Origin of the sequence: Roseateles aquae (assembly GCF_032337115.1) — a bacterium.
GTDB lineage: Bacteria > Pseudomonadota > Gammaproteobacteria > Burkholderiales > Burkholderiaceae_C > Roseateles_C > Roseateles_C aquae.
Map to the genome: position 1 here is coordinate 537,137 of NZ_JAVXZY010000001.1, position 15,187 is coordinate 552,323.

Sequence of the window (15,187 nt, forward strand, 5' to 3'; positions counted from 1 at the left end):
TCGTCGGTTCAGACCCTGCCTGCGTCGGCAGCGTCTGGTGTTTGGATCAGCTCGGCGGGGCACCAACCCCGCAGGCTGTTGAAAAAAGCCAGCGCCTGGGCAGCGCCCAGGTCGGCGATGGTCAGTCGCGCTTCATGCAAGCGGCCTTGCGCCAGCAGCTCCTCGCGCAGCACCCCGGGCAGCAGCCCGGCCTCGGTGCGCGGCGTCAGCCACCGGCCGTCAATCTGGAGTGCGATATTGCCGAAGCTGCACTCGGTCAGTTCCCCGTCCTCGTTCCACAGCAGCACATCGAAGGCAGTGCCGGGTTTGTTCTTGGCGAAGGCCTCGTAAAGCTCACGCCGCGTTGTCTTGTGTTGAATGAATTCCGCCGCCGCACCGCGGCAGGCGATCGGCATTGTCGCCAATTGCAGCAGCACCGGCAGCGCAGTGTCGCTCAAGGGCTGCACCTGGCTGTTGAACTCACCGCTGGCGGCCAGCGTAAGCCGCACCCGCCAGGCGCCCTGCGGGTGCGCCGCCTGCAGCACGGCCAGTGTCTCGCGCCAGCGGCTGTTGGACCAGCGCAGGCCGAAGTGCTGCGCCGTGCGCTGCATGCGCGCCTGATGGCCCGCCAGTCGCTGCCAGGCACCGTCCTGCAGGCGCAGCGTTTCCAGCGCCTCGATGGGCGCTTCGGCGCGCGACAGAAAGCGCGCCTTGGCACGCCATTCGGCAATCTCGGCCTCGGCCGCGGAATCCAGTGTGATTGCGCTGCCAATGCCACAACGCAAACTCGCTGCCCCGGCCCCGCGTTCCACCGTCCGGATCGGCACATTGAAGGTGGCCAGCCCGCCGGGCTGCAAGAGGCCCAGCGCGCCGCAATACCAGCCGCGCGGATCTCGCTCCAGCTCGGCAATGATCTGCATTGCCCGGCGCTTGGGTGCGCCGGTCACCGAGCCGCAGGGGAACAGTGCGGCGAACACCTCAGCAAGGCTCACGCCGGCGCGCGTCACGGCGGTGACGGTCGAGGTCATCTGCCAGACCGTCGGCAGCGCATGCAGCTCGAACAAGCGCGGCACGCGCACCGAGCCCAGCGTCGCGACCCGGCTCATGTCGTTGCGCAGCAGGTCGACGATCATCAGGTTCTCGGCCCGCTCCTTCTCGCTGGTACGCAGATGCTGCTGCGCCGCCTCGTCCTCGACCCGATCCCGGCCTCGCGCCGCCGTGCCCTTCATCGGTTGGGCGGCCAGCAGCCAGGTGCGCGGACCTTCCGGCAACGGCCGCCAGTCAAAGAACAGCTCCGGCGACACGCTGGCCACGCCGGCATCGTGCTCGTCGCGCATGAAGAGCGAGAAGCCACCCGGCTGGCTGGCGTGCAGGGCCAGGAAGATGCGCGCCAGATCCACCTCCACGGCCGCACTCTGCAGCCGCGTCGTCAAATTGACCTGGTAGCAGTCGCCGGCGCGTATCCATTCGCGTATCCGTTCAATCTGCGTGGCCTCATCGGCCTCGGCCTGCGTGTCGACCCAGGCCAGCGCACCGGTGCCGGCGGGCAAGCCCTCCTCGGGCCAGGATTCAGGTGCTGAGCGGTAGACGGCGAATTCAGCCAGCGGCGCGGCGGGCCGATGGTGGCTCAACGAATGATCCAGTGCGGCAGCCGCTTCATAGCGCAGGCCGCCCAGCACCCAAGCACCCGCGCGCGCGGCGGCTTCGGCGGCAGCGATCACCGCTGGCAGCTGTTCAGGTCGTTCGGCCAGCAGGCGCTCGTCGGGCGGCGCGTACCAGGCGCCGCGCAGGCGCTCGCCGTCCTCGCGGGCCAAGGGATGGCGCGGAAAGTCAAACGCCGCCCACATGGCCTCTGGGCGGCGCGGCTCGTTCATGACCACAGCGGGACAGGCCGAAAAAGCGAATCCAGGGATTCAGAGGCTCAGGAAATGCTCGCGGTAATAGGCCAGTTCGTCGATGGACTCGTGGATGTCGGCCAGCGCGGTGTGCTTTTGCGCCTTCTTGAAACCATCGATGATGCCGGGCTTCCAGCGCCGCGCCAGTTCCTTCAATGTCGACACATCCAGGTTGCGGTAGTGGAAGAAATCTTCCAGCTTGGGCATGTAGTTGGCCAGGAAGCGGCGATCCTGGCAGATGCTGTTACCGCACATCGGCGACTTGCCGGCGGGCACATACTGCTGCAGGAAGGCAATCGTCTGCGCCACCGCCTCATCCTCGCTGATGGTCGAGGCCTTGACGCGATCGATCAGGCCGCTCTTGCCATGGGTGCCCTTGTTCCAGGCGTCCATCTTGTCCAGCGTCTCATCGCTTTGGTGGATCGCGAACACCGGGCCTTCGACACGCGTGGTGAGCTGCGCGTCGGTGACGACCACCGCGATCTCGATGATGCGGTCATGGTCCGGGTACAGGCCGGTCATTTCCAGATCGATCCAGATCAGGTTCTGGTCATTGATGGCCAACGGGGTGGCGGTGGTTTCCGTCATGATGGAGGGCGTCCTGTCAGGGCTTTGATGTTCGGGTCAGCGCCGGATTGTCGCAGGCCTACACTTGCGTTCCATGCAAGCCCCCTGCTTGGCGCGGCGATTACCGCGCTGCAGCCGGGGCCCAAGCGACCTTCCAAGCCTTTCGCCCATGCCCCTGCCCTTCACCGTATCACCCCATGTGCTCAGCCTGGCCTTCGCTGCGGCCCTGCTGCTCTCGATGGGCATCAAGCTCTGGCTGTCGACCCGTCAAGTGCGCCATGTGATGCAGCACCGCGACGCCGTGCCGGCCGCCTTTGCCGCCACCGTGCCGCTGGCCGCCCACCAGAAGGCTGCCGACTACACCGTGGCCCGCGCCCGCTTCGGCCTGCTGAATCTGGCCTTCGGCAGCCTGGTGCTGGTGGCCTGGACGCTGCTGGGCGGCCTGGATGCCTTGAACGGCTGGCTGCAGGATGCGCTCTACCCGCGCTTTGGCGCGATGGCCTACCAGCTCGGCCTGCTGACGGCCTTCAGCCTGATCGGCGCCCTGCTCGATCTGCCCTGGGAGCTGTACAGCACCTTCAAGCTGGAGCAGCGCTTTGGCTTCAATCGCACGACGCTGGCGCTCTACATTGCCGACACGCTCAAGGGTGCCCTGGTTGGTGCGCTGATCGGCCTGCCGATTGCGGCGCTGATCCTCTGGCTGATGGGGGCCGCCGGCGCGCTGTGGTGGCTGTGGGCCTGGGGTGCCTGGATGGGCTTCAATCTGCTCATCATGGTGCTGTACCCGACGGTGATTGCGCCGCTGTTCAACAAGTTCGAGCCGCTGGCCGACGCCACGCTGCGCCAACGCGTCGAGGCGCTGATGGCGCGCTGCGGCTTTGCCGCTCGCGGCCTCTTCGTGATGGACGGCAGCCGCCGCTCGGCCCATGGCAATGCCTATTTCACCGGCATCGGAGCGGCCAAGCGCGTGGTCTTTTTCGACACCTTGCTGGCCCGGCTCAACCCCGGTGAGGTCGAGGCAGTGTTGGCCCATGAGCTCGGCCATTTCAAGCACAAGCATGTGCTGAAGCGGATGATCAGCCTGTTTGCGCTGAGCCTGGCCGGCTTTGCGCTGCTGGGCTGGCTGTCGCGCCAGACCGGCTTCTACCTGGCTTTCAGCGTGCAGCCGAATATGGCCGCACCGAACGATGCGCTGGCCCTGCTGCTCTTCATGCTGGTGCTGCCGGTGTTCGGATTCTTCTTCACGCCGCTGTCGGCCCAGATCTCGCGCAAGCATGAGTTCCAGGCCGATGCCTATGCCTGCGCACAGTCCAGCGGCAGCGACCTCGCCGCCGCCCTGCTCAAGCTGCATGAGGACAATGCCGGCACGCTGACCCCCGATCCGGTCTACGCCCGCTTCTACTATTCCCATCCGCCTGCCAGCGAACGCCTCGCGGCCATACTCAAATGAACCTGCTGCTCGCGCAATGCACCCCACAGAACCAGGCCCTGAGCGGCGATGAGCTGAACAACTGGCTGGCCCAGGTGCCAGGCTGGTTGCCCGATCCCGAGGCCAAGCTGATCGGCCGGCGCTTCGAGTTCGACAACTTCTACCAGGTGATGGCCTTCGTCAACGCCGTGGCCGAGATCGCCCATGCGCAGGACCACCATCCCGAGATGATGGTGAGCTATGCGGTCTGCACGGTCAGCTTCAGCACGCACAGCGCGCAAGGCCTGAGCGCCAACGACTTCATCTGTGCCGCGCAGGTCAGCGCGCTGCCGGAGGCCAGCGCCGCATGACGGCCAAGCACGCGAATCTGGATCTTGGCCTGGTCGTGCGCGGCCATGGCCGGCACTACATCGTGGAGGACAGCGACGGCCGCCGCCGCGTCTGCCATCCGCGCGGCAAGAAAAGCGATTGCGTGGTTGGCGATCAGGTGCGCTGGGCCGAGGTCAGCGCCGACGAGGGCGTGATCGAGGCGGTCGAGCCGCGTCGCAATCTGCTGTTCCGCCAGGACGAATGGAAGACCAAGAGCTTTGCCGCCAATCTGGATCAGCTCTTGATCCTGGTCGCCGTCGAGCCGGTGTTTTCCGAGTCGCAGCTGTGTCGCGCCCTGATCGCCGCCGAAAGCGCCGGCATCGCCGCCACCATCGCGCTGAACAAGACCGATCTGCCTGGCGCCGACGCCGCCCGCGCGCGGCTGCAGCCCTATCGCGATATGGGTCTGACGGTGATGGAACTTGCCCTGAAGGCCGACCCCGTCGCCTCCCGCGCCCGCCTCGCACCCTGGTTGCAGGGCAAGCGCAGCTTTGTGCTGGGTCCCAGCGGCACCGGCAAGAGCACGCTGATCAATCTGCTGATTCCGGATGCGCAGGCCCAGGTCGGCGACATCTCACAGGCGCTGAACTCCGGCCGCCACACAACGACGACGACGCAGTGGTACTGGATGGATGCCGATCGAGAGAGCGCGCTGATCGATTCGCCAGGCTTTCAGGAATTCGGGCTGAAGCAGATCGAGCCCGCGCAGCTGCCGCTGCTGATGCCCGATCTGCGCGCCCACGCGGGTGACTGCCGCTTCTACAACTGTACCCATCAGCACGAGCCGGGCTGTGGCGTGCGGGCGGCGCTGGAGGCGGGGCAGATCAGCGCCTCGCGCTACCGCATCTATGGCGAGATCCTGCAGGAGCTCAGCAGCAAGCGCTGGTAGCCGCGACCGCCTCAGCAGTTTTGGCGGCCTACTTCAGCTGCGGGCTCGGCGCACGCACCTCGCGCACTTCGACATCGACGATGTCGTCGCTGCCTGTCGCCTGAGACGCGCCGGGCCGCGAAGGTCGGAAGGCGCCGGCACGGAACTGCCGTGCGCGGGCAAAGCCCGACAGATCGACCACCGGACGGCGACCGCGGATCAGGCTCCACAGCACAAAGCCCAGCAGGCTGAGCAGGGCCACGCTCATCAGCAAGAGCACGAAAAACACCGTCGCCAGCGCAAACACCAGGCGCAGCACGGTGGAAATCAGGGCAGAGATCAAGACGCTTTCCTTTCTCGCCGAGCCGATGGCAGGCTCAGCCTCGTCCAATATAGGGCATCTGATTGGCCATCAGCGTGATGAATGGCACATTGACCGACAGCGGCAGGCCGGCCAGGTGACGCACAGCTTCAGCCACATGGGCCACATCCATCGTCGCTTCGGCGGCGATGCTGCCATTGGCCTGGGGCACACCGCGCGTCATCGGCGCGGCCATCTCGGTCAGCGCATTGCCGATGTCGATCTGGCCACAGCAGATGTCAAAGGCGCGGCCGTCGAGCGACAGCGCCTTGGTCAGGCCGGTGATGGCATGCTTGGTCGCCGTGTAGGGCGCCGAATTCGGCCGCGGCACATGGGCCGAGATGGAACCGTTGTTGATGATGCGGCCGCCGCGCGGGCTCTGCGCCTTCATCAGCGCAAAAGCGGCCTGCGCGCAGTAAAAGGCGCCGTTCAGATTGACGTTGACGACGGCCTGCCATTGCACCGCCGTCAACTGCTCCACCGGCACCGCCGGCGCGCCGATGCCGGCGTTGTTGAACAGCAGATCAAGCCGGCCGAAGTATTGCTGCACCTGGGCGAAGGCAGCCTGCACGGCCTCCGGGTCGGCGACGTCAGTTGGCAACAACAGGGCTGAATCGGGCGCGGCGGCGCCTGCGCTTTCGCGCAGCACCGCCTCACGGCGACCGATCAGCGCCACGCGCCAGCCGTCGGCCAGCAGGGTCTGGGCCACGGCACGGCCTATGCCACTGCCCGCGCCGGTGACCACGGCCACCTTGCCGTTATTCATCTGTGCCTGCATCCGTTCACCTTCCATGCCTGTGTGAGGCATGGATGATAGGGAAGGAAGGTGGAACAACGCGCAGTGCCTTGCTCAGGGCTGAGCCAAGGAGCGCACACCCAGTCCCGACTTGACAGCGTTCTGCGCCAATGCGCCCGTTTGACGCTGTGCAGTGACGACCACCACGGGCAGGCGTTCAAGCACCTTGGCCTGGCTGTGACCGGTCACCGTCACGGCCGGCAGGCGTTCGATACGTGCAGAGGCCTCAGCAGCCCGCGCTTGCAAGCCGATCAGGCTGCCTGCGGCCATGCCGGCGATCACGCCCAGCGCCAGGCCAACACGCTTCAGTCGGGCAAAACGGTCATAGCAGTAAACGGTATTCATCTCTCGCTCCTCGCAGGTGCCGGGCGCCTTGAAAATCAGCCGCGACCCGTGGCATGGAACGCATGGTGCCGAGCGCCGCACAGGCGGGCCAGCGCGATGCGATCAGGGCGCAGTGCCGGGCGATGAAATGCGGCTGGCGCAGATGAACGGGTTTACCCTAGGTTTCGTTTCAACCCAGACAGACGCCCAGATCGCGGGCGGCGAGCATCAATTCATGGTCCTGGGGGACGAGCCGATTGCGCCCGGCCACATCGGCCAGGCCGACATCAACACATCGATCACCCTGCAACGCCACCATGCGGCCGAACTGCTTGCGCATCACCAAGCTGGCGGCCGCGACCCCAAAACGGGTCGCCAGCACACGATCAAAGGCGGTGGGCGAACCGCCGCGCTGCACATGCCCCAGCAAGGTATGGCGCACCTCCACCTCTGCACCCAGCTGGCCTTCCAGTTGGCGCAGCAGCAGTTGCGACACGCCCCCCAGGCGCAGAGGGTCAGGACTTGCCTCGATGTGCTGCTGCACCGTCAATTCGGCGCCAATCGCATGGGCCCCCTCGGCCAAGCAGATCAGCGCATAACCCTGCTCGGCCAGGCGCCGCCGACAGAAGGCTGCCAAGGTCTCGGGCTGGTAGGGATGCTCAGGCAGCAGAATGGCATCGGCGCCCCCTGCCAATCCCCCTTCGAGTGCGATCCAGCCGGCATAGCGGCCCATGGTCTCGACAATCATCACGCGGCCATGGCTGCGTGCCGTTGTCTCCAGCCGCCCCAAGGCCTCGGACACGACAGCCACGGCCGAGTCAAAGCCAAAGCTGCGCTCGTTGCAGGCCAGATCGTTGTCAATCGTCTTGGGCACACCGATCACCGGCACGCCCAGCCGGGCGAATCGCTCAGCGATGGTCATCGTGCCGTCGCCGCCAATGGCCACCAAGGCGTCGATGCTGTGCCGCCCCAAAAAGTCCAGCGCCCGGCCGGAACAATCGCTGCCGCCCGCGCCAAAGTAGTGGAAGGGGTCGGCGCGATTGTGTGTGCCCAGCACCGTACCGCCCTCGGCCACCAGACCACGGACCGTCTGCGCGTCCAGCGGCCGGCATTTGTCCTCCAGCAGCCCGAGAAAGCCGCGCTCTATGCCGGTCACCCGCGCCCCGCAGCCTTCAATCAGGGCCAGGGTGACGGCGCGGATCACCGCGTTCAATCCGGGGCAATCGCCACCGCCGGTCAAGATGCCGATATGCATAGCTGCCTCTCTCGTCTCGTCTGACATTCAAGCTGATGCTGCAGAACTGTAGCGGTGATGCTGCGGCCATGGGCACCGGAGTCGCGCTGCAAATCCTTACGATTTGCGCGCCGTCAGGCTCGGCGATACTGACGCCCAGCGTCAGCGCCATCTTTGCCGCTGCACGACATCTTGGCTCCCCGTACAGGCTTTCGCATCTTGCTTGATTCCGCTACCGATCTCGACGCCGTGCCCGGTGACTGCCGGCTGCTTTACATCGAAGACAACCCGATCAATACCTTGGTGGTGCAAGAGCTGGTCTCACGCCGGCCAGCCCTGCATCTGGTTTGTGAGGAAGATGGCCAGACCGGCCTGACACGCGCCCGGCAATGGCGCCCCTCGCTGATTCTGCTGGACATGCAGCTGCCCGATATGGACGGTTACCAGGTGATGCAGCGGCTGCGCCAGGCACCGGAGACGGCAGAGATTCGCTGCATTGCGCTGTCGGCCAACGCGATGCCGGAAGATATGAAGCGGGCCCGCCAGGCCGGCTTCGCCGACTACTGGACCAAGCCGATTGACTTTGCCGCCTTTCTTGCCGGCCTGGATCAACACTTCGGCACGCGCTGACAAGCCAGGCAATCAGATCGGCTCAGGCAGCAGACCGCGCTCGCGCAGCATCGGTTCCACGCGCGGATCGCGGCCACGGAAATCGCGAAAGGCCTGCCCCGGCTCACGGCTGTTGCCGACCGACAGAATGCAGGACCGCAGCTTCTCGGCCAGCGCCGGATCGAAGGGGTCGCCCAGCGCTGCAAAGGCCTCATAGGCATCACAGTCCAGCACCTCGGCCCACAGGTAGACGTAATAGCCTGCCGCATAGCTGCTGCCGCTGAAAAGATGTTGGAAGTGGCACAGCCGGTGATTGAGGCCGATCGCCTCGGGCAGCCCGGCCGCCTTCATCGCCTCCAACTCGAAGGCGCTGATATCGGTGATTGATGTTGGGTGAACGCCATGAGCCGCCAGGTCGACCAAGGCTGAGGCGCAGTAGCGCACGGTGTCGTAGCCCTGATTGAAGCGCTCGGCAGCCTTGAGGCGAGCCAGCATCTCATCGGAAATCGGCTCGCCACTTTGCCAGTGCCGGGCATGGCGCTTGAGCACCTCGGGAACGCTCAGCCAGTGTTCGAAGATCTGGGAGGGCAGCTCGACGAAGTCACGCAGCACCTGGGTGCCGGAGAGCCGCTCGAACTCGACCTCGGACAAGAGCCCGTGCAAGCCATGACCGAACTCATGAAACAGCGTGCGGGCCTCGTCGAAAGACAGCAAGGCCGGCTGGCCCACCGCTGGTTTCGCAAAGTTGTTCGTGTTCAGAATGATGGGCAGGCTGTGGCTGCCAGGGCCCTCCATGCCGCGCGACTGCCAGCGCAGCGCATTCATCCACGCGCCGCTGCGCTTGCCGGTACGTGCAAAGTTGTCGTGTAGGAACAGGCCGCGGGGGCTGCCATCTGCATCACTGACCTGGTAGACCTTGACGTCGGGGTGGTAGCTGGGCGCCTCAGGAAGCAGCTCGAAACGCAGTCCAAAGAGACGGTCGGCACAGTCGAACAAGGCCTCCACCATGGCGTCGAGCGGGAAGTAGGCCTTCAGCTCTGCCGCATTCACGGCATAGCGCGTCTGCCTGACCTGCTCGGCGTAGTAGCGCCAGTCCCAGGCCTGCAGTGCATGCCCGCAGCCTTGCATCTGCGCCTCAATTTCGGCGGCCTCACGGGCGGCTGCGTCCTTGGCCGGTTCCCAGACCTGGTCAAGCAAGGCCTGAACCGCAGCGCGGCTGCCGGCCATGGTGTCGGCCAGGGCATAGTCGGCGTAGCAGGCATAGCCCAGCAGCTCTGCCTGTTGCTGGCGCAGTGCCAGTAGCTCGGCAACGATGGCACGGTTATCAGTGGCGCCAGGCTGTTCGCCTCGGCTGACCCAGGCACGCCAGACCTGCTCGCGCAAATCACGCCGCGCACTGAAGCTCAGAAATGACATGACGGCCGGGCGGCTCAAGGTGATCAGATGAACACCCTGCTCATGCCCGCGCTCCCGTGCCGCCTGCAGGGCGCTGTCGCGGACAAAACCCGGCAGTCCCTGCAGATCGGCTTCACTGCGAAGTTGCAGCTCAAAGCTGTTTTCATCCGCCAGCACGTGCTGGGCGAACTGCGTGTTGAGCTCTGCCAGACGCTCGGTCAGTGCCGCATAGCGACAGCGATCGTCCCCTTCAAGCAGTGCGCCGGCGCGGACGAAATCCAGCCGTGTTCGCTCCAGCATGCGCAAACGCTCCGGGCCCAACGCCAGCGTGGCGCGCCGCTGATACAGGCTTTCGACTCGCGCGAACAAGGCCCTGTTCATGAAAACCGCATTGCTGTGCGCGGCCAGAGGCATTGCCATTGCGCGCTGCACAGCCTGCAGTTCCGGGGTGTTTACCGATGCCGTCAGCGTGTAGAAGAGCTGTTCAATTCGCACCAACAAGCGTCCGCTTCGATCGAAGGCGGCGATGGTGTTGTCAAAGTCTGGCTCGGCAGACTGACTGGCAATTGCCCCCAGCTCATCGGCATGGGCGCGCAATGCCAGCGCAAACGCCGGCTCGAAATGTTCGGCATGAATGCGCTGAAACGGCGGCAGGCCCTGACAGTCGGGCCAGTCCTCCAGCAAAGAATTGGCCAGGCTAACGGCCCGATGCTGCGCTGTCATTTGATTCCCTGTGCTCGCATGTCGGTGGCGCAATGTCGAGCCTGCCAGGCTCTGACGTGAAAACGGCGCCATTCCCTTGGCGGGTTGGCGCCGTCGACCAGCTAGAGCGGCGCGATGGTGCACCGCCCTCGGGCATCACTTGCCTTGCTGCTGCATTTCCTTGCGGACGGCGATTTCGTCGGCCTCGTCATAGGCCTTGTTGCCGCACTCGCGCTTCCAGGTGTCAACCGCATCGAGATGGTTCTCGGTGCGGTTCTCAAGATCCTTGCTGGATTTGTTGAACGGCTCGATGCGCGCATCAAACGCCGCGGCACGAGCCTGGTAGTCGTTCTTCGATTTGTTGTATGCGGTAATCCGAGCGTCCAGAGCCGCAGCCTTGGCTTTGACGGCCTCAATCGCTGCCTCGGCCTCGGGGTCACCCTTGCGCATTTCCTTCAGCTTCTCGCGCAGCGCATCCTGCTCCTTAACGATCGCGTCCCGCTCGGCCAGGATTTCCTTGGTCGATGTGCTGAAGCCCTCTGCATCAGCCATCAGGCCTTCCTTGGTCTTCTTCAGATCATCGCGCTCCTGCTGATTCGCCGCCTGAGCAGCCTTGATGGCAACCGCTTCCTGCTCATTGGCATCATGCTGAGTCAAGCACGAGCGCAGTTGCTCACGCGTCAACAGAACTTGCTTGGGCTTCTCGACCACCGGCCGGCTGACCTTGTTGTTCTTCGGGTCGACCTTGGCCTTGGGGTTGACGGTCTGGGCCAGCGCCAGAGCGGGCAGCAAGGCAGCCAGGCAGACGAGCAGCGAAATACGTTTCATGGCAGAACTCTTTAGGGAGGGTGCGCAAAACACGCCCAAGCCGGGCGCGAAAAGCGGCAATCATGCCATGACATTGGCGGGCCGATAATGCGCGGTTTCGTCAGCCCGTCAGGCGCAATCCCATCATGGCAATCAAGGCCACCATCTACAAAGCCCAGCTGCAGATCTCCGACATGGACCGCCATGTCTATGGCGAGCACAGCCTCACCATCGCCCGCCACCCGTCTGAAACCGACGAGCGAATGATGCAGCGCGTGCTGGCGTTTGCCATGCATCTGCCCGCCGATGATCTGCGCGGCCGGCTGGAATTCAGCAAGGGCCTGTCCGATGTTGATGAGCCTGAACTCTGGCAGCGTGACCTCACCGGCGAGGTGGTGCACTGGATCGAACTGGGCCAGCCCGACGAACGCCGCATCCGCCAGGCATGCGGCCGTGCCGAGCGGGTCACGGTGATCAGCTATGCATCGAGCACCGCCGTCTGGTGGTCCGGCATCGAGAACAAGCTGAGCCGGCTGCCCAAGCTGAGCGTCTGGCAGGTGCCTGCCGATCAGTCGCAGGCACTGGCGGCACTGGCTGAGCGCGGCATGCAATTGCAGATCAGCATTCAGGACCGCACCGCCTATGTGTCCACCGAGAAAGGTTCGGCCGAGATCACGCCGCACTGCCTTCGTCAAAGTGAGGGCTGAGCGCATAGACTGCGCGCCAGCAAGATCGCCTTTGCGCTGCAGTCCCTGGCGCCTGTTCTACATTTCGCAAGCCGCCCTTTCCAATGCGCCCAACGACCACCTCCGCCCACCTGCCCCGCCGCCTCCTGCTTCGTGCACTGGCCCTGACCGGCGCCCTCACCAGCCTTGCCCCCTTCACCATGGCCGCTGATATCGCAAGCTCCGACGACCCCCACGCCTGGCTGGAAGATGTGCTCGGTGAGAAGCCGCTGGATTGGGTGCGCGCCCGCAATACCGAGACCTTGGCCGTGCTCCAGGCCCGCCCCGAGTTCCAGCCGCTGCGCAAGGACTTGCTGGACGTGCTCAACGCCAGCGACCGCATTCCCTACGTCTCGCGTGTCGGCCAGCACTTTTACAACCTCTGGCAGGACGAGCAGCACAAGCGCGGTCTGTGGCGCCGCACCAGCCTGGCCGAGTACAGAAAGGCCGTGCCTGTGTGGGAGACCGTGCTAGACCTGGATGCCCTGGGCGAGGCTGAAAAGGAAAGCTGGGTCTTTCATGGCGCGCACTGCCTGGGCCCCGATTACCGGCACTGCCTGATCACACTGTCGCGGGGTGGTTCCGATGCCGCCGTGGTGCGTGAGTTCGACACCGTCGCCAAGCAGTTCGTCACCGGCGGCTTCGAGATCCCCGAGGCCAAGACCGAGGTCGAGTGGCTGGACGCGGACACGCTCTTTGTCGCCAGCGATTTCGGCCCCGGCACGCTGACCGATTCCGGCTATCCGCGCACCATCAAGCGATGGAAGCGCGGCACGCCGCTGGCCAGCGCGCCCACCGTGTTCGAAGGCGACAGCAAGGATGTCTCCGTCGCCGTCAGCGTCGATCGCACGCCCGGCCACGAACGGATCATCTTTTCCCGCGCGCTGGACTTCTACAACCAGCGCAGCTTCCTGCAAGTCGGCGCCAAGCTGCTCCAACTGGATCTGCCCAGCGATGTGATCCCGCAGTTCTGGGGCAGCAGGCTCTTGCTGCAGCCTCGGCGTGACTGGGTGATTGGCGGCCAGCGCCATGCGGCCGGTTCGCTGCTGATCACCGATGCTGCCGCCTTCCTGAAGGGCGCGCGCAAGTTCCAGACCCTGTTCGAGCCCACCGCGACGCGCTCGCTGGGCGGCTACACGCTGACAGCCAGCCATGTGGTGCTGAACATCAGCGACAACGTCGCCAGCCGACTCGAAGAGTGGAGCTTCGCCAAGGCCGGCAAGCCGCAGCGCCGGCAGATCCAGGCCCCCTTCCCCGGCACGCTGAGCATTGGCAGCCTGTGGGATAGCGAGCTGCCCCCCTCCGCCAAGGACCCGCTGGCCGAGCGCTACCTGATCAACTACACCGATTTCCTGACCCCTGATTCGCTCTACCTCGGCATGACCGGCAGCGACGCGCGGGAATTGTTGAAGAGCCGCGAAGCCAAGTTCCGCGCCGATGGCATGCGTGCTGAGCAGTTCTTCGCGAAGAGCAAGGACGGCACGCGGGTGCCCTATTTCGTGATCTGGCCGGCCGGCGCCAAGGCCGATGGCAAGAACCCCACGCTGCTCTATGGCTACGGCGGTTTCGAGGTGTCCATGCAGCCCGGCTATTCCGGTGGACGCGGTCGCGCCTGGGTGGGCCGTGGCGGCGTTTTCGTGCTGGCCAATATCCGCGGCGGTGGTGAATTTGGACCGATCTGGCATCAGGCCGCGATCAAGGCCAACAAGCAGCGCAGCTACGACGATTTCATTGCCGTCGCCGAAGACCTGATCAGCCGCAAGATCAGCAGCCCCGAGCATCTGGGCATCATGGGCGGCAGCAATGGCGGCCTGCTGGTTGGCGCCACCTTTGTGCAGCGCCCGGATCTCTTCAACGCCGTGGTCTGCCAGGTGCCACTGCTGGACATGCGCCGCTATCACAAGCTGCTGGCCGGCGCGTCGTGGATGGCGGAGTACGGCGATCCCGATGTTGCCGCCGATTGGGACGTCATCAAGCAGTACAGCCCTTACCAGAACGTCAGGGCCGGCGTGAAGTATCCCAAGGTGCTGTTCGCCACCTCGACCCGCGATGACCGCGTCCACCCCGGCCATGCCCGCAAGATGGCAGCGCGGATGATCGAGCAAGGCCACCCGGTGATGTATTACGAGAACACCGAAGGCGGCCATGGCGGCGCGGCCGACAACGAGCAGCGTGCCACGCTGCAGGCGCTGGAGTACAGCTATCTGTGGCAGCAGCTGGGCGGCCGCTGAAGGCAAGGTGCAGACGATGAACGCCGCGCCCCGCCTCGACATCCATCATGAAGAACAAGCCCAGGGGGGGCGCTTCTGGGCCGAGCCCCGGCCGGGCCTGCGCTGCGAGCTGGACTATCTGTTCAAGGCTGAGGGCCACATCGTCTTCACCCACACCGGTGTGCCGGCCGAGTTGACGGGCCAGGGCCTGGCGGCCCAGCTGGTCGAGGCGGGCCTGCGCTGGGCGGCCCCCAAGGCCCGGCCCATCGTGCCGGCCTGCAGCTATGTCGCCAGCTACCTGCGCCGCCAGCCACACTGGCTGCGGCTGCTGGAGCCAGCGCCGGTGCAAGAGATCCTGAACTTCTGGTTGGGTGCGCTCTCAAGCGACAGCGATGGCCAGATCCTGGCGAGCTGGTTTCGCAAAGACGCCAATTTCGATGCCGAAGTTCGACAGCGTTTCGGCCACTTGATCGAGCAGGCGCTCAATGGCGCACTGAGCGGCTGGAACAGCCCCCTGGCCCGCCTGGCCCAGATCCTCCTGCTCGACCAGTTCACCCGCAACGGCTTCCGCGACAGCGCCCGCGCCTTCGCTGGCGATGCCCAGGCGCTTCGCCTGGCCCTGCTGTTGCTGGACAGCGGTGAGCATCTTCAGCTTAGTCCCTTGCAGCGCTGGTTCGCCTACCTGCCGCTGGAGCATGCCGAAGACCTGGCACTGCAGCGCCGTTCGGTGCAGTGCTTTGAACAGCTGGCCGCCGAACAGCCGACGCTGGCTGGCGCGCTCGACTATGCGCGGCGGCACGAAGCGGTGATCGCACGTTTCGGTCGCTTCCCGCATCGCAATGCACTGCTGGGGCGCCCCTCAAGCGCCGAGGAACTGGCCTATCTGGCCGAACCCGGCGCCGGCTTCTGAGTCGCGC

Annotated in this window: 16 protein-coding genes; 8 read left to right on the forward strand and 8 right to left on the reverse strand. The window is 65.3% G+C overall.

Annotation, left to right across the window (positions count from 1 at the left end):
* Positions 1 to 8: 8 nt before the first annotated feature.
* Positions 9 to 1,853 (reverse strand): chorismate-binding protein, encoded by a 1,845-nt coding sequence (locus tag RQP53_RS02345; protein ID WP_315648404.1) that lies wholly within the window; start codon positions 1,851 to 1,853, stop codon positions 9 to 11.
* Between the two features lie 39 nt (positions 1,854 to 1,892).
* Positions 1,893 to 2,462, reverse strand: coding sequence for an oligoribonuclease (gene orn / locus RQP53_RS02350; protein WP_315648407.1), 570 nt, complete (start codon positions 2,460 to 2,462; stop codon positions 1,893 to 1,895).
* Between the two features lie 148 nt (positions 2,463 to 2,610).
* Here orn and RQP53_RS02355 point away from each other — a divergent pair, with 148 nt between their 5' ends.
* Genes RQP53_RS02355 through rsgA form a run of 3 tightly spaced genes read left to right on the forward strand, consistent with a single transcriptional unit; the run spans position 2,611 to position 5,128 of the window.
* Positions 2,611 to 3,891 (forward strand): M48 family metallopeptidase, encoded by a 1,281-nt coding sequence (locus tag RQP53_RS02355; protein ID WP_315648409.1) that lies wholly within the window; start codon positions 2,611 to 2,613, stop codon positions 3,889 to 3,891.
* Positions 3,888 to 4,220, forward strand: coding sequence for a 4a-hydroxytetrahydrobiopterin dehydratase (locus tag RQP53_RS02360; protein ID WP_315648410.1), 333 nt, complete (start codon positions 3,888 to 3,890; stop codon positions 4,218 to 4,220). Before RQP53_RS02355 ends, RQP53_RS02360 begins: the two co-directional genes overlap by 4 nt.
* Positions 4,217 to 5,128, forward strand: a complete 912-nt coding sequence (gene rsgA, locus RQP53_RS02365) for a ribosome small subunit-dependent GTPase A (RefSeq protein WP_315648411.1) — start codon at positions 4,217 to 4,219, stop codon at positions 5,126 to 5,128. Before RQP53_RS02360 ends, rsgA begins: the two co-directional genes overlap by 4 nt.
* Positions 5,129 to 5,156: 28 nt before the next feature.
* Here rsgA and RQP53_RS02370 read toward each other — a convergent pair whose 3' ends face one another.
* The 4 genes from RQP53_RS02370 to RQP53_RS02385 form a co-directional block, all read right to left on the reverse strand.
* Positions 5,157 to 5,450 (reverse strand): hypothetical protein, encoded by a 294-nt coding sequence (locus tag RQP53_RS02370; RefSeq protein ID WP_315648413.1) that lies wholly within the window; start codon positions 5,448 to 5,450, stop codon positions 5,157 to 5,159.
* Between the two features lie 34 nt (positions 5,451 to 5,484).
* Positions 5,485 to 6,276: an SDR family oxidoreductase gene (locus RQP53_RS02375; RefSeq protein ID WP_315648414.1), complete on the reverse strand. Its 792-nt coding sequence runs from the start codon at positions 6,274 to 6,276 to the stop codon at positions 5,485 to 5,487.
* Positions 6,277 to 6,318: 42 nt separating this feature from the next.
* Positions 6,319 to 6,609, reverse strand: coding sequence for a hypothetical protein (locus tag RQP53_RS02380; RefSeq protein WP_315648415.1), 291 nt, complete (start codon positions 6,607 to 6,609; stop codon positions 6,319 to 6,321).
* A gap of 169 nt (positions 6,610 to 6,778) precedes the next feature.
* Positions 6,779 to 7,843, reverse strand: a complete 1,065-nt coding sequence (locus RQP53_RS02385; RefSeq protein WP_315648417.1) for a 6-phosphofructokinase — start codon at positions 7,841 to 7,843, stop codon at positions 6,779 to 6,781.
* Positions 7,844 to 8,041: 198 nt separating this feature from the next.
* On the opposite strand from RQP53_RS02385, the gene RQP53_RS02390 reads away from it, so the two are divergent.
* On the forward strand, positions 8,042 to 8,452 hold the full coding sequence (locus tag RQP53_RS02390; RefSeq protein WP_315648418.1) for a response regulator: 411 nt from the start codon (positions 8,042 to 8,044) through the stop codon (positions 8,450 to 8,452).
* A gap of 12 nt (positions 8,453 to 8,464) precedes the next feature.
* Here RQP53_RS02390 and RQP53_RS02395 read toward each other — a convergent pair whose 3' ends face one another.
* Positions 8,465 to 9,847 (reverse strand): M3 family metallopeptidase, encoded by a 1,383-nt coding sequence (locus RQP53_RS02395; RefSeq protein WP_315648419.1) that lies wholly within the window; start codon positions 9,845 to 9,847, stop codon positions 8,465 to 8,467.
* 27 nt (positions 9,848 to 9,874) lie between these two features.
* On the opposite strand from RQP53_RS02395, the gene RQP53_RS02400 reads away from it, so the two are divergent.
* Positions 9,875 to 10,609 carry a hypothetical protein gene (locus RQP53_RS02400; protein WP_315648420.1) on the forward strand — a complete coding sequence of 245 codons (735 nt, stop codon included), beginning with the start codon at positions 9,875 to 9,877 and terminating at the stop codon, positions 10,607 to 10,609.
* Between the two features lie 75 nt (positions 10,610 to 10,684).
* Here RQP53_RS02400 and RQP53_RS02405 read toward each other — a convergent pair whose 3' ends face one another.
* Positions 10,685 to 11,356: a hypothetical protein gene (locus tag RQP53_RS02405; RefSeq protein ID WP_315648421.1), complete on the reverse strand. Its 672-nt coding sequence runs from the start codon at positions 11,354 to 11,356 to the stop codon at positions 10,685 to 10,687.
* A gap of 125 nt (positions 11,357 to 11,481) precedes the next feature.
* On the opposite strand from RQP53_RS02405, the gene RQP53_RS02410 reads away from it, so the two are divergent.
* From RQP53_RS02410 to RQP53_RS02420, 3 genes are all read left to right on the forward strand, one after another.
* A complete protein-coding gene (locus tag RQP53_RS02410; protein WP_315648422.1) occupies positions 11,482 to 12,042 on the forward strand; it encodes a YaeQ family protein in 561 nt (186 codons plus the stop codon).
* A 179-nt stretch (positions 12,043 to 12,221) separates the two neighbouring features.
* Positions 12,222 to 14,291 carry a prolyl oligopeptidase family serine peptidase gene (locus RQP53_RS02415; protein ID WP_315648423.1) on the forward strand — a complete coding sequence of 690 codons (2,070 nt, stop codon included), beginning with the start codon at positions 12,222 to 12,224 and terminating at the stop codon, positions 14,289 to 14,291.
* 16 nt (positions 14,292 to 14,307) lie between these two features.
* Positions 14,308 to 15,180 carry a DUF924 family protein gene (locus RQP53_RS02420; RefSeq protein ID WP_315648424.1) on the forward strand — a complete coding sequence of 291 codons (873 nt, stop codon included), beginning with the start codon at positions 14,308 to 14,310 and terminating at the stop codon, positions 15,178 to 15,180.
* Positions 15,181 to 15,187: the final 7 nt, after the last annotated feature.